Origin of the sequence: Enterococcus sp. DIV1337a (assembly GCF_051712285.1) — a bacterium.
GTDB classification, from domain to species: Bacteria; Bacillota; Bacilli; order Lactobacillales; family Enterococcaceae; genus Enterococcus; species Enterococcus faecalis.
The window spans coordinates 880,882-900,966 of record NZ_JBIOOP010000001.1; the positions used below are offsets into that span (position 1 = coordinate 880,882).

Below are 20,085 nucleotides of genomic sequence, written 5' to 3' on the forward strand. Positions count from 1 at the left end.
GAAAAATGTTAGTTTCTTATAAATGGTTAAATGAATATGTTGATCTTTCAAACGTTACTCCGCAAGAATTAGCGGACAAAATGTCTGTGACAGGTATTGAAGTTGAGGGCGTTGCTGTACCTGAAGAAGGATTAAAGAAAATTGTTGTCGGTGAAGTAAAAGAATGTGTTCCTCATCCAAATTCTGACCATTTATCAATTTGCCAAGTAGACATCGGTGAAGAAGAATTGTCACAAATTGTTTGTGGAGCACCAAATGTAAAAGCAGGAATTAAAGTCATCGTGGCATTACCTGGTTCAAGAATTGCAGGGAACCAAAAAATTAAAAAAGGTAAAATGCGTGGCGAAGTTTCTAACGGAATGATTTGTTCATTAGAAGAACTAGGATATTCAGATAATGTTGTACCAAAAGCCTATGCTGAAGGGATTTATTATTTACCTCAAGAAGCAGTGAACGGGACACCGGTTTTCCCTTATTTAGACATGGATGATGCGATTATTGAATTATCAATTACACCAAACCGTGCAGATGCACTAAGTATGAGAGGGGTAGCCTATGAAGTTGGCGCAATTTATCGCCAAACACCACAGTTTAATGATCCCGAACTCAAAGAAGATGCTTCAGATAACGTGGAAAATTACGTAACAGTGACTGTTGAAGATTCACAAGATGCCCCAGCGTATCAAATTCGTGTCATTAAAGATGTGACGATTGCAGAAAGTCCTCAGTGGTTGCAAAATCGATTGATGAATGAAGGAATCCGTCCGATTAACAATGTAGTGGACGTAACAAATTATATTTTATTATTATTTGGTCAACCATTACATGCATTTGACTACCAAAAATTAGATAGCAAAGAAATCTTGGTGCGTCGAGCAACAGCAGGCGAAGAACTAATTACATTAGATGGTGAAACACGTCAATTAACAGAAGAAAATATCGTCATTACGAATGGAAAAACGCCTGTTGGCCTAGCTGGCGTAATGGGTGGAGCTAATTCTGAAATCAGTCAAGAAACAACGACTGTGGCTTTAGAAGCGGCATTGTTTAATCCATTATCTATTCGCAAAACGTCTAAACAATTCAATTTACGGAGTGAATCTTCAAGTAGATTTGAAAAAGGTATCAACCAAGCGACAGTTGGGCTAGCTTGTGATGTAGCAGCCGCTATGATTGCAGACTTAGCCGACGGAACAGTGGTCTCAGGCACTGCAATTGGTTCTGAAGTGGCCGTTAAAGAAGCACAGGTAGCTGTGACTTTAGAACGAATCAACCAATATTTAGGCACTGCATTAGATGAAGCAACGGTGAATGAAATTTTTGAAGCACTCGGTTTTGCTTATGAAGTAAATCAAGGCGCATATGAAATTACGATTCCACCAAGACGTTGGGATATTGCGATTGAAGCAGATATTATTGAAGAAGTGGCGCGCATTTATGGATATGATCATTTACCGTCAACATTGCCAAGTGGAGAAACGGTTGCTGGAAGTCTAACCAAAGCACAACATGTTACGCGCCAATTAAAGAGCTTACTAGAAGGTCATGGCACGAGTGAAGCTATCAGCTATGCATTGACAACAGAAGAAAAATCACGTCAATTTATGATGAAAGAAAGTCAAACAACACGATTACAATGGCCAATGAGCGAAGAGCGTTCTGTGTTACGTATGAACTTAATTTCTGGTTTATTAGATGATGTAGCGTACAATGTGGCGCGTAAAAATAATAATATCGCCTTCTACGAAGTAGGACGCGTTTTCTACCAAACAGAAGATCCAACAAAAAATTTACCTACAGAAGAAAATCACTTAGCACTTGCTTTAACTGGTAATGCAATGGTTAAAGATTGGCAAACAAAAGCAACAGCTGTTGATTTTTATACAGTAAAAGGCTTAGTGGAAAGTATTGTGACTGTTTTAGGATTAACAGAAAAAATCAGTTACCAAGCGACAACGGTGATTCCAGAAATGCATCCAGGCCGGACAGCATGGATTTATTTAGAAGATGAAGTGGTTGGTTTTGTCGGACAAGTTCACCCAACAACAGCAAAAGCATATGATATTCCTGAAACATATGTTGCTGAATTAAACTTGCAACAATTAGTAGCCACAGAAGCAAGCGGAGTTACTTATGAAGCAGTTTCTAAATTCCCAGCAGTTTCTCGAGACATTGCTTTATTAGTCGATGAAACAGTTACCAATCAAGAACTAGTTAAAACTATTTCAGATAACGCAGGTAAATATTTAAAAGAGGTTCATTTATTTGATGTATACCAAGGTGAAAAACTAGGCGCTGGTAAAAAATCAATGGCCTATAGTTTAACTTTCGTTAATGCAGAAGCGACATTAGTGGATGAAGAAATTAATCGTTCAATGGAAAAAGTTGAAAAAGCGCTAATTGAAAAACATCAAGTAGAAGTAAGATAAAATAAAAACAGCGACAACTAAACATCGTTAGTTGTCGCTGTTTTTAACTACATTAATAACTTTTCGCCCAATTTCGTGAAAGCCAACGTGAAAATTGTGAGATACTAAAGTTAATAATGAAATAAATTAGGGCGACGATTCCGTAAATAGTGAATACTTGTCCTGTTTGTGCGTAGCGCCCCATTAAGATATAAGATTTGCCAAAGAGTTCTTGTAAAGCAATCACGGAATACAAGAAACTTGTATCCTTGATGACAGTAACAAACTGAGAAACGATCGCTGGTAAAACATTGCGAATGGCTTGAGGCAAAACAATATGATAAAGAATTTGCCAATTTGAAAAACCTTGAGAACGCGCCGCTTCAATTTGTCCTTTATCGACACCATTCAAACCACCACGAATAATTTCCGCTAAAGCAGCGGTGGTAAACACAGTAAAACTCACAATTCCAGCAGGAGTGGATTTGATTTTGAAAATCAAAAAAATAACATAAATCCACAATAAGTTCGGAATATTGCGTACCACTTCTACATAAATACTGGCAAGTAACTTCAGTGGTCCATGAGTTTGATTTCGCAAAACGGCTAGAATGGTGCCAAAAATCGTACTCAAAATAATTGAGACGAAAGAAATATAGAGTGTCAATTTTAAGCCGTTAAATAGAAATTGAAAATTATTTGCTGTCAGTAATTGACGCATTTCTTCTGAAAAAGGCATCTGTTTTCCTCCTATCTACTATATGCTTTCTTATTTTTTTCTTCCATTTTTCTAGCTAAATTCGCTAATGGGAAGCAAAGAATGAAATATAAGAAACCAGCAAGCGCAAAAGCAGGAATGTAGTTCAAGTTGACAGACGACCAACTATTGGCAGCAAACATTACGTCAGCGCCAGAAATAATGGCAACTGTGGACGTATTTTTAATTAGGTTAACGACTTGATTGGTTAAAGGCGGTAACATAATCCGCCATGCTTGTGGTAAAATCACATACCGCATCGTTTGGCCATACGTTAATCCTTGCGAACAAGCCGCTTCAAATTGCCCCCTTGGGACAGCCCCAATTCCTGAGCGAACCACTTCAGAAATATAGGCGCCATGATAGAAGCCTACACATAGAATGGCAATCGTAGTAATAGAAAATGAAAGCAGCGGGCTTAGCAGAGGAAAGCCATAATAGACAACGATAAATTGAATCAACAAAGGTGTGTTTTGAAAAAATTCTACATAGACACGACTAATTGCATGTAAAAGTTTACTTTTTGTCGCTGATAAACTGCCAAAGAAAATGCCTAAAGCAAAGGCAACTAAGATCGCCCCTAAAGAAAGCAGAATAGTATAGAGAAAAGCCTGACCAAAAATTCGCCAATCTTGAAATAAAGCTTCCCAACGATATAAGGCAAACGGTCCTTCTTCAAGCCAGGAAATATTGGCTAATAAAAACATAAAAATCCCTCCTAAAATTTTTGATTCTTCAAGTCTTAGGAATGATTAATTTTTTAAGCCCCAGTCTTGATAAATTTTTTCTAGTGTGCCGTCTTTTTCCCATTTTTCAATTAAATCATTTAGATAATCATTTAATTCAGTATTTGCTTTCTTTGTAGTAATTCCATATTCTTGTGGAGAAAAACCATCTTTTAAAATTTCTGTCTTGCCATCCACATAGCCAGATAGGATTGATTTATCCACTGAAAATGCATCAATTCGTTTAGAAGTTAACGCTGTTTTTAATTCTGGATAGGAACCTAATTCTTGATAAGTAAATTTGATTCCTTCCTCTTGCGCTTTTTTCTCTAAATTTTCTTTTGTCGTAGCAGATTGTGCAACGCCGATTGTTTTCCCGTCTAAATCTTTCATGCTGGAAAAGTTATCCTCTTTGCGCACAAGGAAACCAATTTCATCTGTATAATAGGGAGTTGTAAAATTATACGTCTTTTTACGTTCATCAGTAATGGTAAATGTGGCAATCACCATATCTAATTCACCATTGTCTAAAAGGGGACCGCGCGTTTTCGCTGTCACGCCCACAAATTCCACATTCTCTTCGCTGCCGGTAATTTCTTTCGCAATCAAACGTGCAATATCTGGTTCCATTCCTTCATTTTTATTTGTATCAGGATTCATATAGCCAAAATTAGGAATATCTTCTTTAACACCTACTTTAATTTTCCCCGCCTTTTTTAATTGTTCTACTGTGACCGTTTTGTTTGATGAAGCACTTTTTGACGTTGAGTCATTGTCGCCGCTACCACAGCCGACAATGATGCCTGCTAATACAAGTAAGGAGAGCCCAGCCAGCCATTTATTTTGTTTTTTCATTGTTCATTCCTCCAATTTTTTGTTTTTTATTCATTACCCGTTATGAATAATTTTACTTAGAAATTCTTTTGCACGAGGGTTTTCAGTGCTTGTAAAGAAATGTTCAGGCGTTCCTTGTTCAATAATCTCTCCTTGGTCCATAAAGATTACACGGTCAGCAACTTGACGAGCAAAGCCCATTTCATGTGTGACACAAACCATGGTAATGTTTTGTTTGGAAAGATCGACCATTACATCTAAAACTTCTTGAATCATTTCTGGGTCAAGTGCCGAAGTCGGTTCATCAAAAAGGATAATCTCAGGATGCATATTTAAGGCACGAGCAATAGCGACCCGTTGTTGCTGCCCGCCAGAAAGCTGCGAAGGATAAGCAGAAGCTTTATCAGCTAAGCCGACCCGTTCTAAATACTCCATGCCAGTCCGAACCGCTTCGTCTTTGGAAACGCCCATCACTTTAATCGGTGCTAACGTTAAATTATCAATAATTGTTTTGTGAGCATATAAGTTAAAATTTTGAAAGACCATGGCAACCTTCTGGCGAACCTTTTGAATCGGTGCTTTCGGTTTGGTGATGTCAATGTGATCAATTACGACGGAACCATCATTGACTTTTTCCAATTGGTTCATACACCGAATTAATGTGCTTTTTCCAGAGCCGGAGGGTCCGATAATGACAATTTTTTCTCCTTGTTCTACATTCAAAGTAATATCTTTTAAAACGTGATGCTCCCCAAAATACTTATTTACATGTTCTAAAGAAATCATAGGCAGTCTCCTTTGCAATCATTTGGCAGAAAAGATAACAGAGGATTCGGTGAGAAACATGTTATTTAAATTAAATTAACCAAATGTATTTCTAATTGTATTCTCAATGTTAGGAATTATAACATACAAAAAAATGAATTACTAGTTTTTTAATCGAAAAAGATTTCCTTCAAAAAAAGAAATAAATGAGAGCAAAACAGGAAAAATTGACAATAGTCCTTAAAAAGTAGAAAATAAAGGCAGTGAATAAAAGGCAAAGGTAGGATGAGAATGAGCAATCAAGAAGCCATTGGATTAATTGATTCTGGCGTTGGTGGATTAACTGTTTTAAAGGAAGCGCTAAAGCAATTACCAAATGAACGATTAATTTATTTAGGAGATACAGCCCGTTGCCCATATGGTCCACGGCCAGCCGAACAAGTCGTTCAGTTTACTTGGGAAATGGCCGATTTTTTATTAAAAAAACGAATAAAAATGCTAGTAATCGCATGTAATACCGCGACGGCTGTCGCATTAGAAGAAATTAAAGCTGCCTTGCCAATTCCAGTTGTTGGTGTTATTTTACCTGGCGCACGAGCAGCCGTTAAAGTCACAAAAAATAACAAAATTGGTGTCATAGGTACGTTAGGGACAATCAAAAGTGCTTCCTATGAAATCGCCATTAAAAGTAAGGCACCAGCAATTGAGGTGACTAGTTTAGCTTGCCCTAAATTTGTCCCGATTGTTGAAAGTAATCAATATCGTTCTTCCGTAGCAAAAAAAATTGTGGCAGAAACACTTCAAGCTTTACAATTAAAAGGACTTGATACGTTGATTTTAGGCTGTACCCATTACCCGTTGTTACGCCCAGTAATTCAAAATGTGATGGGAAGTCATGTGACATTAATTGACTCAGGAGCCGAAACAGTTGGCGAAGTTAGCATGCTTCTCGATTATTTTGACATTGCACATACACCTGAAGCTCCTACACAATCCCATGAATTTTATACAACTGGTTCTGCAAAAATGTTTGAAGAGATTGCAAGCAGTTGGCTTGGTATAGAGAACTTAAAAGCACAACAGATTCACTTAGGAGGAAACGAAAATGATTAGACATGATAGTCGTGCACCAAAAGAATTGCGAAAGATCACCATTGAAACCAATGTATTTAAACATCCAGAAGGTTCGGTGGTTATTTCGTTTGGCGATACAAAAGTAATTTGCTCAGCCACTGTCGAAGAAAAAGTTCCCCCATTTTTACGAGGTGCGGGAACAGGTTGGGTAGCAGCTGAATATAGCATGCTCCCTCGCGCAACGAACACAAGAAATATTCGGGAAAGCGCAAAAGGGAAATTAACAGGGCGAACAATGGAAATTCAACGTTTGATTGGTCGGTCATTGCGAGCTGTTGTTGACTTAGAAAAGTTAGGGGAACGGAGCATTGTTGTCGACTGTGATGTGATTCAAGCAGATGGTGGAACCCGTACAGCTAGTATTACAGGCGCTTTTGTTGCTCTACGCTTAGCAGTCAATCATTTATTGATGACTGGTGCGCTAGCGGAAGACCCAATTAAAGAGCATTTAGCTGCTGTCAGCGTGGGTATTTTACCCGATGGTTATTGTGTACTGGACTTAGATTACGCAGAGGACTCGAATGCTGCAGTGGACATGAACATCGTGATGACCGAATCTGGTGAATTTGTGGAAATTCAAGGAACGGGTGAAGAAGCCACCTTCTCAGGAGATGAGTTGAATGCCATGCTCTTTTATGGAAAAACAGGGATTGAGGAATTAATTGCATATCAGAAAGAAGCGCTTTATGCTTTAGCCTCTGAAGAAATACCTTCGCAAGATTCAGAAGAGAAAGTGATTGTCATTGCGACTAGAAATCCTGGTAAAGCGAAAGAGTTTAGTTCAATTTTTGGTGAAAAAGGATATACAGTTAAGACGTTATTAGATTATCCGAATTTGCCAGATGTAGAAGAAACTGGTCGGACATTTGAAGAAAATGCTCGTCTAAAAGCTGAAACAATTGCAGAAATTTTACAGAAACCAGTATTAGCAGATGATTCAGGATTAATTGTTGATGCGTTAGGGGGAATGCCAGGGATTTATTCTGCTCGTTTTGCTGGTGAGCCAACTAACGATGCTTCAAATAATGCGAAACTATTACATGAATTAACGGGCGTGCCAAAAGAAAAAAGACAAGCGCGTTTCCATTGTACATTGGTTTTTGCTGAACCAAAGAAAGAAAGTCTGGTGGTCGAAGCTGAATGGCCAGGAGAAGTCGGTACGATTCCTCGTGGTGAAGGAGGCTTTGGGTACGATTCACTTTTCTATGTTCCAGAGCTTGGTAAGACTGCAGCTGAATTGTCTGGAGAAGAGAAAAATAAAGTCAGTCATCGTGGACAAGCGGTGGCAAAATTAAAAGAACAATGGGAAGAATGGCTAAAAAAATAGGAGTTGAAACGTATGAAAATCTTGGTAGTAAGCGATAACCATGGCGATCGCGACTGTTTGGTTGACTTAGTGAATCATTATGAAGGACAAGTCGATGCACTCTTTCACTGTGGTGATTCTGAATTAGAACCGACAGATGAACTTTGGCAAAAATTCATTGTAGTGCAAGGAAATTGTGATTTTTATGATGAATTTCCCAAAACTGTGACTAAAAAAGTGGGGGATCAAGTTATTTACATGACACATGGTCATTTGGCCAATGTTAGAATGGGTCTCACGACACTTGCTTTACAAGCGGAAGAAGCAGGAGCGACAATTGCCTTATTTGGTCACACCCATGTACTTGGTGCAGAGCGACACAATAACATTCTTTTTGTTAACCCAGGAAGTATTCGTTTACCTCGTGGGCCAGTTCAAGAGAAAACATATGCCATAATTGAAAGCACGCCTGAACAATATCTTGTTCAGTACTATAACAAAGAGCATCAACCGTTGGAACGATTAAAGGCAACGTTTACGAAGTAAGTGAATGTTAAGAAATAAGTGCTACTTTTTTATTTATCAGATTTTGAGCGTAAGACAAAAATCCAAAAGAGATTTTTGTCCTACGCTCTTTTTTTAGTCGACTTGGATAACCTTTAAGCCGGTCTTACGAAGTTCTGTAATTAAAGTTGATGAGCAATGTTTGTCCGTAATCAAACAATCAAAAGCGGTAATATCAGCAATTTTAAATTTAGAAGTCAAGCCGATTTTTCGATGGTCTGCGACCAGAATTTTTACTTTTGTTGTTTGTTTTATCATAAGCTCATTAATTTTTGCTTCATTGAAAATTTTTGTAGTGACTCCATGTTCTAAACTGACCCCGCTACAGCCAATTACGCAAACATCGGCATGCGTTGCGGTGATTGTGTTAATGGCAATATCTCCTACCAGAACTTCTTTGGGAAAACGTAATTCGCCTCCGGTCAAAATATAATTGTATTGAGAAACATGAGGCTTGGTGGCAATTTTTAAATTATTCGTTACGATGGTCAGATGATCGGCCTTTAAATAATGGAGAATATTCAAAGCAGTGGAACTTGAATTGATGAAAACGGTATCATAATCACTTAGATAGCTGCAAGCGACACGAGCAATGGCTTGTTTTAATAACTCCGGTCCTGATTGATCAAAGTCTTTCTGATTTTGGTCGTTGTAAATACAATACCCATATTTTCGAATGATGTCATTCTTAGTTTCTAAGACATTTAAATCACGACGAATTGTGCTTAAGGAAACATTTAAAGCATCTGCTAATTTATAGGTAGTCATTTGTTTGTTTTTTTGCAGCAGCGCGAGAATGTTTTGTTGCCTTTTTTCAATGGTTTCTAAGGAACTTTTCAAGTGATACAACCTCCTTTAGTTTTTTTTTTGGACACGGTCCTCCATGAAATAGTATAACTCATAGGAAAACAAAACACGTAAAAGAATCATTAAAAGTGCAAACAATCATATAAAAGGGTTTTCATTGTGATTTTTTGCGGCTATGATTTTCTTATAAAGCATAACACAATCATTTGAGAAGAGGAGTGGTAGCATGAGCAAATCGATTCATGAAATTACAAAAGAAAGTTGGTTGAAGGCGACATTTCCGGAATGGGGCACTTATTTAAACGAAGAAATTAATCAGACAAATGTGCTTCAAGGAACGGTTGCACTTTGGTGGCTTGGTTGTACAGGCATTTGGCTGAAAACACATGAGAACACGAATATTTTATGTGATTTATGGTGTGGAACAGGAAAACAAACGCACGGGAACGGCTTAATGAAAAATGGCCATCAAATGATGCGCATGAGTGGTTGCCAAAAAATGCAACCTAATTTAAGAACACAACCTTTTGTGATTGATCCTTTTGAAATAAAAGAGGTAGATGCTTTAGTTGTCACACATATTCATTCAGACCATTTGGATATTCACACAGCTGCTGCTGTTCATCAAAATTGTCCTAAGGCTTTATTTATTGGCCCCGAAGAAGTAGTGAAAACATGGCAGCGTTGGGGTGTTCCGGCAGAAAAAACACGCGTTATAGAGCCTGGTCAAGAAATAAAAGTGAATGATGTAAATGTGGTGGCCTTGGAAGCTTTTGATCGAACCGCGCTAATTACTTCTGATGATCCTGAAAATACCTTTAAAGGTAAAATGCCTCAGGACATGAATGAACTAGCTGTCAATTATCTATTTGAAACCTCAGGTGGTACGGTATATCACGCCGGAGACTCTCATTATTCTAACTTGTTTGCAAAACATGGCAATCAATATGCAATTGATGTTTGCTTAGGAGCATATGGCGAAAATCCTCGCGGTATCACAGATAAAATTACTTCTGTTGATATGTTGAGAATGGCAGAATCTTTGAATGCGAAAGTAGTCATTCCCGTTCATTATGATATTTGGTCTAATTTTATGGCGGATCCAAAAGAAATCATGGAAATTTGGAAATTTAAAAAAGATCGTTTACATTATCAATTTAAACCATATATTTGGCAAGTGGGTGGCAAATTTGTTTATCCAGATGACAAAGACAACTTAGAATTTAACTTTGATCGTGGCTTTGATGATGTTTTTGTTAAAGAAAATGATACACCATTTCCTTCATTCTTGTAAGAAAGGCTGGATGTACAATGTTAACTTATTTTTGGGAGCAAGAGCTTATTCATTACCCTGATAAAGAACCGGTTAGTTGGCAAGAGGCGATTCAGGAAAGTTGTTTGATTTTACTCCAAAAACACATCATCGATCAGAGTTACGTCGATGAGATTACCCAGTGTGTCGAAACGTTTGGACCTTATATCATCATTGCTCCTGAAGTAGCCATGCCACATTCATCAGAGGAAAGCGCAGGCGTTTTTGGAACGGCCATTTCTTTTACAAAATTTAAGCAAGCAGTCACTTTTGCTAGCGATCAAGAAGCAAAAACAGCAACATTATTTTTTACATTGGCAGCCCAAAATCCCGCCGAACATCTTGAAAATATTCAGCAATTGATGGATTTATTGATGACGGATGGCGTGATTGCTGACTTGTTAGAAACAAACACGCCAATGGATTTTAAAGAAGTTATGGAGAAATATCAATTATAGGGGGAAAAATCAATGGGGGAGTTCTTGTTAAATAGTTGGACTTATTTTGCTACGAACGTTTTAACACAGCCAGCATATTTGATTGGTTTCATCGTGTTATTAGGTTATCTCTTGTTACGGAGGCCCTTTTATGAATGTTTAGCAGGTTTTCTGAAAGCGACAGTTGGTTATTTTATTTTGAGTGTTGGTTCTGGTGGATTGGTTAATAATTTTCGCCCTATTCTAGTAGGCTTGAAAGAGCGATTTAATTTACAGGCAATGGTTACCGATCCATATTTCGGGCAAAATGCAGTTGATGCAGGCTTGATGAAAACCTTTGGACGAACCTTTGGTGATGTGATGATTTTGTTATTGATCGCATTTATTATGAATATTTTGCTGGTTCGTTTTCAAAAATATACAAAATTGAGAGCCGTTTTTACAACAGGGAATGTTCAGATTCAACAAGCAGCTACCGCTTTCTGGATTTTACTCTTTTGTTTCCCTAACTTAGGTAGAATCGAAGTACTAATTTTTATGGGCTTAATTCTCGGGTGTTATTGGGCAGTTGCTTCAAATTTAACGGTAGGAATTACGCAGGAATTAACAGAAGGTGCTGGTTTTGCGGTAGCCCATCAACAAATGTTTGGTATATTTATTTTTGCAAAATTAGCAGAATGGTTGAAAAAACGTGATCAAAAGAAACATCGTTCAGAGAAGGTCGATAAAAAATTGGAAGATATCGAATTGCCAGGATTTCTATCCATTTTTAATGAAAATATGGTTGCTACGTCCATTTTGATGCTCTTTTTCTTTGGCATTATCTTGCTTGTTTTGGGACAAGATTATTTAATTCAAGCTAAATTTATGCAAGAAGGGCAGAGTTTCTTCTTTTATATCATGACCACTTCATTAAATTTTGCTGTCTATTTAGCTATCTTACAGTTAGGCGTTAGAACCTTTGTCGACGAGTTGACGCAGTCATTCCAAGGGATTTCAAATACCATTTTACCAGGCGCTGTTCCTGGGATTGACGTAGCAGCGACTTTCGGGTTTGGCTCGCCCAACGCAGTAACAATTGGGTTTCTCTTTGGCGCATTAGGCCAGTTTTTAATGATTGGCTTACTGATTCTATTAAAGTCTCCGACAATCGTTATTGCGGGTTTTATCCCATTGTTTTTTGATAACGCTGTCATAGCTGTTTATGCAAATAATCGTGGCGGAGTAAAAGCTGCTTGTTTATTCCCCTTCCTTTCAGGTTTAATCCAAGTAGGTGGCTCAGCTTTATTTGCTACATGGATTGGATTATCTCAATATGGCGGTTATTTGGGCATGTTTGATTGGGCAACAGCTTGGCCGTTATTTACAATCATTATGAAAGTTCTAGGCTATGTTGGCGTAGCGGTGGTGGTGATTGGGTTATTAATAATTCCGCAACTTCAGTATCGGAAAAATCCAGAAGGTTACTTTATGATTGTCAATGATTATGAACAATATGCTAAAAAATTTCAAGAGAATTAAAGGAGGAATTTGAAATGAGAATACTTGTTTCCTGTGCCAATGGTTCTGGCACGAGTCTCATGATGATGCGGAGTGTTGAAAAAGCAATGAAAGAACTAGGTGTACCGATTACAAAAATTCATCATTGCGCCATTTCAGAAGGAAAAAGCTCTGCTAGCCAATACGACGTTGTTTTTACACCAGTCAATTTTTTACAAATGTTTCAGCAAGCAGAAAAACGCGGAGTCACAGTGATTGGCATTAAAAATGTAATGTCTGCAAAAGAAATTCAAGAAAAATATATGGCTTCAGATCGTTATCAAAAATCTGAATAAAAGGGTGAGAAAGATGAAAAGACCAAACTTACAAATCGCTTTAGATCATAATAGCTTAGAAGACGCTTTAGCAGATTGTATGAAAGTCGGAGAAATTGTCGATATTATCGAAGTTGGCACTATTTTGTGTTTACAAGAAGGGCAAAAAGCAATTCGTTGTTTAAAACGTATGTTTCCTAATAAAACAATTGTTGCTGATACAAAATGTGCTGATGCGGGCGGGACAGTTGCTCGTAATGTCGCACAAGCAGGCGCTGATTTCATGACGGTCATTTGTTGCGCCACCTTGCCAACTATGGCTGCAGCTCAAAAAGAAGTCCGAGAATTACAAGTAGAACTATATGGAGATTGGACAATGCAACAAGCGCAACAATGGCGAGAATTAGGGATTAATCAGGTGATTTATCATCAAAGTAGAGATACTCTTTTAGCTGGCGGCAGCTGGGGAGAAAAAGATTTGAGTAAAGTTCAAGAACTAATTGACTTAGGCTTTGATGTGTCCGTCACAGGTGGTTTAACTGTCGAAACGCTTGAATTGTTTCAAACAATGGCAGTTGCAACATTTATTGCGGGCCGTGGGATTACCGAAGCGAAAAATCCTGAACAAGCAGCCAAAGATTTTCAAAAAAAAATCGATCAGATTTGGAAGTGATAAAATGGCACGAATTGGACTGTATGAAAAAGCACTCCCGCAAAATTTAACTTGGACAGAACGATTAACATGGTCCAAAAAATTAGGGTTTGATTTTTTAGAAATGTCAATTGATGAATCCGATGAACGTTTAGCACGATTGACTTGGACACCAAGCCAGTTACAAGAACTTTCTCAATTAATGGTGAAAGAAGATTTTTTTATCCATTCTTTATGTTTAAGTGGTCATCGGCGGTTTCCATTAGGCTCTTTAAATAAAGAAACACGTGAAAAAGGACGGAAAATTTTATCTCAAGCGATTCATTTGGCCCATCAATTAAACATACGGGTAATTCAAATAGCTGGCTATGACGTCTTTTACGAAGAAAAAACTGCCGAAACAAGGGAATTTTTTCTTCAAGGTCTGAAAAATGGCGTTGAGGAAGCTGCACAATACGGTGTCATTCTGGCTGTTGAGATTATGGATGATCCTTTTATGAATAGCATACAAAAATTTCTAGAGATTAAGGAACAAATTCCATCCCCTTTTTTGCATGTTTATCCTGATTTGGGTAATTTGTCTGCTTGGCCGGAAAATAATCCGGCGGTTGAGCTTGAAAAGGGAATTGCTGAAATCGCTGCTATTCACTTAAAAGACACCTTCGCTGTAACAGACACATTTGAAGGGAAGTTTCGGGAAGTTACTTTTGGAGAAGGCTGTGTTGATTTTACAGGCTTATTGAAAACACTCAAGCGGTTAAACTATAGTGGTCCTTTTTTAATTGAAATGTGGAATGAAATGGATTTGAATTTTCAAGAAAAAATTCAAGCCGCGCAGCAGTATCTCTATCCCAAATTAGCAGAGGTGGGTTATTATGAACAATAAAGCAATCATTCAAGCAATGAAACAACGTGTTTATGAAGCGAATCTGGCTTTGCCAAAACTGGGCTTAGTCAAATTAACGTGGGGCAATGTTAGTGAAATCAATCGGTCATTAGGGATTATCGTAATTAAACCAAGCGGCGTCGAGTATCAAGAAATGACCAAGGAACAGATGGTAGTGACTGATTTAAAGGGACAACAATTGGAAACCAATGCGTTAAAGCCGTCTTCTGATTTACCCACGCATCTTTATCTCTATCAAAAAATGCCAGAAATTGGAGCGATTGCTCACACGCACTCTCTGAATAGTGTTACATGGGCTCAAGCAGGGCGAGCCTTACCTCCTTACGGTACAACACATGCGGATGCTTTTTATGGCGCTGTACCCTGTACAAGAGCGCTTTCTGAAAGTGAAATTAAAGAAAATTATGAAGAAGAGACTGGCAAAGTCATTGTTGAAACATTTCATGAACAAGAACTAGATCCTTTAGCAGTTCCAGGTGTGCTAGTTTATGGACATGGCCCATTTACTTGGGGAATGACTCCGGAAAAAGCAGTTGAAAACAGTTTGATTTTAGATGAAATCTGTTCAATGGCACGTTTGACGGAAACCATTAACCCAGCTGTTGAACCAATTGATCATTTTTTATTGGATAAACACTATCTTAGAAAACACGGGATTTCCGCTTATTATGGTCAGTGATGGCTGTGATGAAACGTGTGAAAAAGAAGGATAATTGACTGATTAATTGGTCTTTTATAAAAACTTAGTTGTCTGTGATGAGACAACTAAGTTTTTATTTTTTTAAGAAAGCGTTCTCTTATTTTGGGGAGAATAGAACAAAACGTTAATTTTCGTTTGTTAAGTTATGAAGAATTTGCGAATTCCAAGACTTTTTCCGCAGAATTAGGTACAATAAGTTACGTGTTAAAGAATTAGAAATGGAGGCAACCCAATCATGATAGGGACTGCTGTAAAAGAATTATTATTAGAAAAACAAGAAACGTTTTTAGTACCTGCCGAAAATGTCGCCAATGTAATGTGTTTAAATCCGTTAAGTCACGCGGCATTAGTCTTATCGAAAGTTCGCTATTCCAAGATTCCTGTGTTAGATAAGGGAGATCGCTTTGTTGGCTTAATCGGCTTGACAGACGTTGTAGATAAAATGTTTGATTTGACTTCAGTGGATTTTGAAAAATTGAACGAATTTACTGTGGCCGATGTAATGGAAGTTAATGTTCCCGTAATTGGTGAATCGTGGGATTTAGAAGAAGTGTTACATTTATTAGTAGATGCTTCTTTTTTACCAGTGGTTGATGATAATCAACGCTTTAAAGGTATCATTACACGCAAAGAAATTTTAAAAGCGGTCAATCATATGGCACATGAGTTAGAAAAACATCATCTTGTTCTGCCTAAATCAGAAGAAGAAATGAAAGTAATTTAAATAAAACGCAAGAAACTCTTTACTTTTTTCTCATAAATGCGTTATTCTGTATGATAACACGAAGTAAAGGAGTGCTGTGATTGGACGCATATGAGATTATTCAATATATTGGCGATGCCAAAAAGCAAACGCCTGTTAAAGTAACACTGAAAGGGCAATTAAAAGAAGTCACGTTTCCTGAAACAATTAAGGTCTTTAATAATTGTAAAACTGCGACACTGTTTGGCGATTGGGCTGACGTAAAACCTTTTTTAGAAGCAAACAAAGAAAAAATTGAGGATTATGTTGTAGAAAATGATGCGCGTAACTCAGCAATTCCTTTTCTTGATCTGAAAGACATCAATGCCCGGATTGAACCTGGTGCTTTGATTCGCGAAAAAGTTGAAATTGGCGATCAAGCAGTGATTATGATGGGAGCTATTCTAAATATTGGCGCCGTCGTTGGCGCAGGGACCATGATCGATATGGGCGCTGTTTTAGGTGGTCGTGCAACAGTAGGAAAACATTGTCATATTGGTGCGGGAACGGTTTTAGCTGGCGTTATTGAACCACCAAGTGCCGCACCTGTGGTTATTGAAAACGAGGTTGTCATCGGAGCGAATGCGGTCGTACTAGAAGGAGTTCGTGTTGGTGAAGGTGCCGTTGTGGCTGCTGGCGCAGTAGTTGTGGAAGACGTTCCAGCGCATACCGTTGTAGCAGGCGTGCCAGCAAAAGTAATCAAACAAATTGATGACAAAACCAAGAGTAAAACAGAGATTTTAGCAGAATTACGTAAACTCTAAAAATAAATTAGTCAGTCGCGATGAAGAAACTTCTTCATGGCGGCTTTCGATTACCCCAAAAATGAAGGAGTGGCTTTTGTGGAGCAAGAAGAATTAATTGCGATTAGACGGCAACTACATCAAATACCTGAAATCGGTTTAGAAGAAAAGGAAACACAAGCCTTTTTACTTAATGAAATCGATAAAATGAAGCAACCTTATCTGCAAGTTCGAACATGGCAAACTGGGATTCTAGTCTTCATAGAAGGTAAAAATCCTCAGAAAACCATCGGGTGGCGTGCTGATATTGATGGTTTACCTATTCAAGAGGAAGTGGTTTCTGCTTTTCAATCAAAACGACCAGGGTTTATGCATGCCTGTGGGCACGATTTTCACATGACAATCGGTTTAGGGGTTTTGAAAGAATTAAGTCAACAGCAACCAGACAATAACTTTTTATTTTTATTTCAACCTGCTGAAGAAAATGAAGCAGGGGGAATGTTGATGTATGAAGACCACGCGTTTGGTGAGTGGTTACCTGATGAATTTTATGCGCTTCATGTTAATCCTGATTTGCCAGTCGGAACTATTAGTACCAGAGTAGGGACGTTGTTTGCTGCCACTTGTGAAGTGAACATTACCTTAAAAGGGAAAGGTGGACATGCGGCTTTTCCGCATCAAGCAAATGATATGGTCTTGGCGGCCACAAATTTAATTCAGCAAGCGCAAACGATTGTTAGTCGAAATGTTGATCCTGTGGTCGGAGCAGTCGTTACCTTTGGGACTTTTCATGCAGGGACTGCCTGCAATGTGATTGCCGAAGAAGCAACTTTATCTGGTACAATTCGCACATTGACAGCAGAAACTAATGAACAAACGCAGCGAAGAATTCGCGAAATTAGTGAAGGTATTGCGCAATCTTTTCAATGTGAAGTAACTGTTCATCTTGATCAGAAAGGGTATTTACCTGTAGTGAATGAGCCAGCATGTACCACGAATTTTATTGAATACATGAGCAAACAAGCAACAGTTCAATTTCAACAAGCGCCGGTTGCAATGACAGGTGAAGATTTTGGCTATCTATTGTCTAAAGTCCCAGGCACGATGTTTTGGTTAGGAGTGGCAAGTTCCTATAGCCTTCATTCTGCCAAGTTTGAACCGAACGAAGAGGCGTTATTGTTTGGGGTGGAGGCAGTTAGTGGCTTTTTAAAATCATTGGACAGTAAATATCCACCCGCATAGCGGGTGGCCTTTTAATAGCCCTAGAAGGGCTCGCTACCTGCTGCTCCCTTTAAGGGAGCTTTTTTTAGAGACCGCCAACCGCTACCTTTCTATTCTTATCTAGCTATTACTTCCTAAATGGATCTTTATACTCTCTTTTGTTTATACTATCCCTTACTCGATCTTCTGCTTCTTGTTCTCGTATATACTTTGCTATCGTTTTTTGGTTCAGTCCTACAGTGCTCACATAATAGCCTTTTGACCAAAAGGATCGATTTCCATAATTGTATTTTAAATTCGCATGACGTTCATGAATGATTACTGCACTTCTTCCTTTTAAGAAACCCATAAAACCTGATACACTCAACTTCGGTGGGATTCTTACCAACATATGGATATGGTCGGGCATTGCATGCGCTTCAATGATTTCGACTTCTTTCATCTCACACAATTTTCTTAGTATTTTCCCTATATCTCGCCTCAATTGACCATAGATTACTTTTCTTCTATATTTTGGTGTAAACACAAGATGATACTTACAATTCCAACGAGTATGTGCTAAACTTTTATCGTCGTTCGACATTCAAAAACTCCTTTCGATTTGATAACGGTTGGTAGCCTTTATCTATTATATCGAAAGGAGTTTTTATCGCTAAAGCTCTGACCTCCACGCGCAGTACGCGTGGTTTTTTTGTCGAAATCTCTTTAGAGATTTCAACTGACTAAAGTCATTAATTAGAAAAACAGCCACCAGATAACTAATAAGTATCTGGTGACTGTTTTTTATTTTGCAATAATGGGCGTATTGGGAATCGTAAAGCCTGCCTCTGTTAATGCTTTGATATATTGGGCTAAAAATTCTTCTTTGACCGCAAATTGTTTGCCGTTTAGTACATACATGGTCGTTCGTACCGCAAAGTTACCATTGCCTAAATCAACCATGCCAAAAATATCTGGTCCAGTTTGGATACTTTCGATATACTTTTCTTTTAACGTTTCATTGACTTCTGTAATCACTTCACAAATTTTTTCATAGCCTTCTTCAGGATTGATCCGGACATCAATTAACACTTGCATATTGGCACGAGATAAGTTACTGATTGTGGTGATGTTTCGATTTGGAATAAAATGAACGGTTCCGTCAACTGCTTTGATTTGAGTGGTTCGTAATCCGACAGAAGTAACAGTTCCTTCAATATTTAATGCCAATAAGCGAATATAATCGCCTACATCCATTTGTTGTTCCAGAATAATGAAAAATCCGGTAATTAAGTCATTCATGAAGCCTTGAGCCCCTAAACCAATGGCAACTCCGGCAATTCCCGCTCCGGCTAATAATGAACCAACAGGCACCCCGACAATTGTCAAAAGAGAATAGATAAAGAAAAAGAACAGTGTATATTGAAACGCATTGATGATTAAAGTGTGTAACGTTTTTAAACGGCTTTCACTAAAATGTTGCTTTTTACTATAATTTGCATAGGTGCGATCAATTAAATATTTCCCAATTCGCTGAATAATAAAAAATAGGAAAATTAAAAATAAAATGGATAAACTTTTTTCGATTAAGGTAGCAACAATTGCATCCCAGTTAATATTATTCCAAAAGCGTTGCAACGCGCTCACTTTTTTTACGGTCGCTTCTGCTAAATCAGGAGCAGAAGAATCGACTGTTTCAGTACTGGCTAAACCAAGTATCAACATAAAAATCCAACTTTCTCTAAAATTTCTTCTTTTAGTATACTAAATCTCTCGGCGAAAGGGGAAGAAAATAGAAAGTTTTTTTAAGACTTAACATGTTTTTTTAGGAATGTTATAATTTTGTAAATAAATAATATCTTTTATAATTTTGTTAAAGGTTGTGAATGCTGCGTGAAAGTTTCAATTGAATGGGCAAAAAATGATTTACTTTCTAAATTACCTGTAACAATTTTTATTGATGAACGATGTGCTACTCGCTTGACGGCTGATAAGCGACGGACATTCATTTTCCACAGTCCGGTTACTTTACGATTAGGGAGTCGTTTTTTTAGTAGTCAGATAATCGAAATTGCGGAATCATGTACATTGAAAGTTTCCTTTAATTGGTCTTGTGTTTATCTTTTTTGTATCTGGTTACTTGCAGTTAAACTGTGGATTGGAAGCGTTAGTGGTCGGACAATTGTAGTTGTGGCACTAATCGGCGTGCTGACTTATTGGCGTCGTTATTTATTGAAAATAAAGAAAATGACCTGACAAGTCGTGATTGTTTCGTCAA

Annotated in this window: 22 protein-coding genes; 15 read left to right on the forward strand and 7 right to left on the reverse strand. The window is 37.9% G+C overall.

From position 1 onward, the window contains the following. The first annotated feature begins 5 nt into the window (after window positions 1-5). Entirely contained in the window at window positions 6-2,429 is a 2,424-nt protein-coding gene (gene pheT, locus IGL49_RS04325; protein WP_104854306.1) for a phenylalanine--tRNA ligase subunit beta, read from the forward strand. Window positions 2,430-2,481: 52 nt separating this feature from the next. Here pheT and IGL49_RS04330 read toward each other — a convergent pair whose 3' ends face one another. Genes IGL49_RS04330 through IGL49_RS04345 form a run of 4 tightly spaced genes read right to left on the reverse strand, consistent with a single transcriptional unit; the run spans window position 2,482 to window position 5,510 of the window. Next, entirely contained in the window at window positions 2,482-3,147 is a 666-nt protein-coding gene (locus IGL49_RS04330; protein WP_002382114.1) for an amino acid ABC transporter permease, read from the reverse strand. Between the two features lie 11 nt (window positions 3,148-3,158). Beyond that, window positions 3,159-3,872: an amino acid ABC transporter permease gene (locus tag IGL49_RS04335; protein ID WP_104854307.1), complete on the reverse strand. Its 714-nt coding sequence runs from the start codon at window positions 3,870-3,872 to the stop codon at window positions 3,159-3,161. A gap of 45 nt (window positions 3,873-3,917) precedes the next feature. Further along, the gene (locus IGL49_RS04340; RefSeq protein ID WP_104854308.1) at window positions 3,918-4,745 is read right to left on the reverse strand and encodes a transporter substrate-binding domain-containing protein; all 828 of its coding nucleotides are present in this window, start codon (window positions 4,743-4,745) and stop codon (window positions 3,918-3,920) included. A 33-nt stretch (window positions 4,746-4,778) separates the two neighbouring features. Beyond that, entirely contained in the window at window positions 4,779-5,510 is a 732-nt protein-coding gene (locus tag IGL49_RS04345) for an amino acid ABC transporter ATP-binding protein (RefSeq protein WP_104854309.1), read from the reverse strand. A 264-nt stretch (window positions 5,511-5,774) separates the two neighbouring features. Between IGL49_RS04345 and racE the strand changes: the two genes are divergently transcribed. From racE to IGL49_RS04360, 3 genes are read left to right on the forward strand one after another with little or no spacing between them, the layout of a single operon-like run. Continuing rightward, complete coding sequence (racE, locus tag IGL49_RS04350) at window positions 5,775-6,602, forward strand: glutamate racemase (RefSeq protein WP_162782427.1); 828 nt, start codon at window positions 5,775-5,777, stop codon at window positions 6,600-6,602. Next, window positions 6,595-7,950: a ribonuclease PH gene (gene rph / locus IGL49_RS04355; RefSeq protein ID WP_104854311.1), complete on the forward strand. Its 1,356-nt coding sequence runs from the start codon at window positions 6,595-6,597 to the stop codon at window positions 7,948-7,950. Before racE ends, rph begins: the two co-directional genes overlap by 8 nt. A 12-nt stretch (window positions 7,951-7,962) precedes the next feature. Next, window positions 7,963-8,475 (forward strand): metallophosphoesterase, encoded by a 513-nt coding sequence (locus tag IGL49_RS04360; protein ID WP_002386618.1) that lies wholly within the window; start codon window positions 7,963-7,965, stop codon window positions 8,473-8,475. A gap of 93 nt (window positions 8,476-8,568) precedes the next feature. Here the strand turns inward: IGL49_RS04360 and IGL49_RS04365 are convergent, their stop codons facing one another. Beyond that, window positions 8,569-9,333 (reverse strand): DeoR/GlpR family DNA-binding transcription regulator, encoded by a 765-nt coding sequence (locus IGL49_RS04365; protein ID WP_002382117.1) that lies wholly within the window; start codon window positions 9,331-9,333, stop codon window positions 8,569-8,571. A 193-nt stretch (window positions 9,334-9,526) separates the two neighbouring features. Between IGL49_RS04365 and ulaG the strand changes: the two genes are divergently transcribed. From ulaG to IGL49_RS04415, 10 genes are all read left to right on the forward strand, one after another. Further along, a complete protein-coding gene (ulaG, locus tag IGL49_RS04370; protein ID WP_104854312.1) occupies window positions 9,527-10,594 on the forward strand; it encodes an L-ascorbate 6-phosphate lactonase in 1,068 nt (355 codons plus the stop codon). Between the two features lie 17 nt (window positions 10,595-10,611). Next, on the forward strand, window positions 10,612-11,070 hold the full coding sequence (locus IGL49_RS04375) for a PTS sugar transporter subunit IIA (protein ID WP_104854313.1): 459 nt from the start codon (window positions 10,612-10,614) through the stop codon (window positions 11,068-11,070). Window positions 11,071-11,082: 12 nt separating this feature from the next. Beyond that, a complete protein-coding gene (locus IGL49_RS04380; RefSeq protein WP_002366460.1) occupies window positions 11,083-12,570 on the forward strand; it encodes a PTS ascorbate transporter subunit IIC in 1,488 nt (495 codons plus the stop codon). A gap of 14 nt (window positions 12,571-12,584) precedes the next feature. Further along, window positions 12,585-12,884 carry a PTS sugar transporter subunit IIB gene (locus IGL49_RS04385; protein ID WP_002358018.1) on the forward strand — a complete coding sequence of 100 codons (300 nt, stop codon included), beginning with the start codon at window positions 12,585-12,587 and terminating at the stop codon, window positions 12,882-12,884. A 13-nt stretch (window positions 12,885-12,897) separates the two neighbouring features. Then, window positions 12,898-13,536, forward strand: coding sequence for a 3-keto-L-gulonate-6-phosphate decarboxylase UlaD (locus IGL49_RS04390; RefSeq protein ID WP_104854314.1), 639 nt, complete (start codon window positions 12,898-12,900; stop codon window positions 13,534-13,536). A 4-nt stretch (window positions 13,537-13,540) separates the two neighbouring features. Next, window positions 13,541-14,401, forward strand: a complete 861-nt coding sequence (locus IGL49_RS04395; RefSeq protein ID WP_104854315.1) for an L-ribulose-5-phosphate 3-epimerase — start codon at window positions 13,541-13,543, stop codon at window positions 14,399-14,401. Continuing rightward, the gene (locus IGL49_RS04400; RefSeq protein ID WP_104854316.1) at window positions 14,391-15,101 is read left to right on the forward strand and encodes an L-ribulose-5-phosphate 4-epimerase; all 711 of its coding nucleotides are present in this window, start codon (window positions 14,391-14,393) and stop codon (window positions 15,099-15,101) included. The genes IGL49_RS04395 and IGL49_RS04400 overlap by 11 nt, the downstream gene beginning before the upstream one ends. Window positions 15,102-15,357: 256 nt before the next feature. Further along, a complete protein-coding gene (cbpB, locus tag IGL49_RS04405) occupies window positions 15,358-15,846 on the forward strand; it encodes a cyclic-di-AMP-binding protein CbpB (RefSeq protein WP_002382126.1) in 489 nt (162 codons plus the stop codon). 80 nt (window positions 15,847-15,926) lie between these two features. Continuing rightward, on the forward strand, window positions 15,927-16,628 hold the full coding sequence (gene dapD, locus IGL49_RS04410) for a 2,3,4,5-tetrahydropyridine-2,6-dicarboxylate N-acetyltransferase (protein WP_104854317.1): 702 nt from the start codon (window positions 15,927-15,929) through the stop codon (window positions 16,626-16,628). 36 nt (window positions 16,629-16,664) lie between these two features. After that, window positions 16,665-17,849: an N-acetyldiaminopimelate deacetylase gene (locus tag IGL49_RS04415; protein ID WP_104854318.1), complete on the forward strand. Its 1,185-nt coding sequence runs from the start codon at window positions 16,665-16,667 to the stop codon at window positions 17,847-17,849. A 106-nt stretch (window positions 17,850-17,955) separates the two neighbouring features. Here IGL49_RS04415 and tnpA read toward each other — a convergent pair whose 3' ends face one another. After that, the gene (gene tnpA, locus IGL49_RS04420; RefSeq protein ID WP_002411089.1) at window positions 17,956-18,411 is read right to left on the reverse strand and encodes an IS200/IS605 family transposase; all 456 of its coding nucleotides are present in this window, start codon (window positions 18,409-18,411) and stop codon (window positions 17,956-17,958) included. 200 nt (window positions 18,412-18,611) lie between these two features. After that, window positions 18,612-19,532, reverse strand: a complete 921-nt coding sequence (locus tag IGL49_RS04425) for a mechanosensitive ion channel family protein (RefSeq protein ID WP_002382128.1) — start codon at window positions 19,530-19,532, stop codon at window positions 18,612-18,614. A gap of 168 nt (window positions 19,533-19,700) precedes the next feature. Here IGL49_RS04425 and IGL49_RS04430 point away from each other — a divergent pair, with 168 nt between their 5' ends. After that, window positions 19,701-20,063: a hypothetical protein gene (locus tag IGL49_RS04430; protein WP_162782428.1), complete on the forward strand. Its 363-nt coding sequence runs from the start codon at window positions 19,701-19,703 to the stop codon at window positions 20,061-20,063. Window positions 20,064-20,085: the final 22 nt, after the last annotated feature.

Bases quoted from the DNA above. Each gene is read 5' to 3' on its own strand.
- IGL49_RS04335 (WP_104854307.1), bottom strand. From the start codon at position 3,872: ATGTTTTTATTAGCCAATATTTCCTGGCTTGAAGAAGGACCGTTTGCC.
- IGL49_RS04385 (WP_002358018.1), top strand. From the start codon at position 12,585: ATGAGAATACTTGTTTCCTGTGCCAATGGTTCTGGCACGAGTCTCATG.
- IGL49_RS04340 (WP_104854308.1), bottom strand. From the start codon at position 4,745: ATGAAAAAACAAAATAAATGGCTGGCTGGGCTCTCCTTACTTGTATTA.
- IGL49_RS04360 (WP_002386618.1), top strand. From the start codon at position 7,963: ATGAAAATCTTGGTAGTAAGCGATAACCATGGCGATCGCGACTGTTTG.
- IGL49_RS04390 (WP_104854314.1), top strand. From the start codon at position 12,898: ATGAAAAGACCAAACTTACAAATCGCTTTAGATCATAATAGCTTAGAA.
- IGL49_RS04400 (WP_104854316.1), top strand. From the start codon at position 14,391: ATGAACAATAAAGCAATCATTCAAGCAATGAAACAACGTGTTTATGAA.
- racE (WP_162782427.1), top strand. From the start codon at position 5,775: ATGAGAATGAGCAATCAAGAAGCCATTGGATTAATTGATTCTGGCGTT.
- IGL49_RS04425 (WP_002382128.1), bottom strand. From the start codon at position 19,532: ATGTTGATACTTGGTTTAGCCAGTACTGAAACAGTCGATTCTTCTGCT.
- IGL49_RS04330 (WP_002382114.1), bottom strand. From the start codon at position 3,147: ATGCCTTTTTCAGAAGAAATGCGTCAATTACTGACAGCAAATAATTTT.
- tnpA (WP_002411089.1), bottom strand. From the start codon at position 18,411: ATGTCGAACGACGATAAAAGTTTAGCACATACTCGTTGGAATTGTAAG.
- IGL49_RS04375 (WP_104854313.1), top strand. From the start codon at position 10,612: ATGTTAACTTATTTTTGGGAGCAAGAGCTTATTCATTACCCTGATAAA.
- ulaG (WP_104854312.1), top strand. From the start codon at position 9,527: ATGAGCAAATCGATTCATGAAATTACAAAAGAAAGTTGGTTGAAGGCG.
- IGL49_RS04395 (WP_104854315.1), top strand. From the start codon at position 13,541: ATGGCACGAATTGGACTGTATGAAAAAGCACTCCCGCAAAATTTAACT.
- IGL49_RS04380 (WP_002366460.1), top strand. From the start codon at position 11,083: ATGGGGGAGTTCTTGTTAAATAGTTGGACTTATTTTGCTACGAACGTT.
- pheT (WP_104854306.1), top strand. From the start codon at position 6: ATGTTAGTTTCTTATAAATGGTTAAATGAATATGTTGATCTTTCAAAC.
- rph (WP_104854311.1), top strand. From the start codon at position 6,595: ATGATTAGACATGATAGTCGTGCACCAAAAGAATTGCGAAAGATCACC.
- cbpB (WP_002382126.1), top strand. From the start codon at position 15,358: ATGATAGGGACTGCTGTAAAAGAATTATTATTAGAAAAACAAGAAACG.
- IGL49_RS04345 (WP_104854309.1), bottom strand. From the start codon at position 5,510: ATGATTTCTTTAGAACATGTAAATAAGTATTTTGGGGAGCATCACGTT.
- IGL49_RS04415 (WP_104854318.1), top strand. From the start codon at position 16,665: ATGGCGGCTTTCGATTACCCCAAAAATGAAGGAGTGGCTTTTGTGGAG.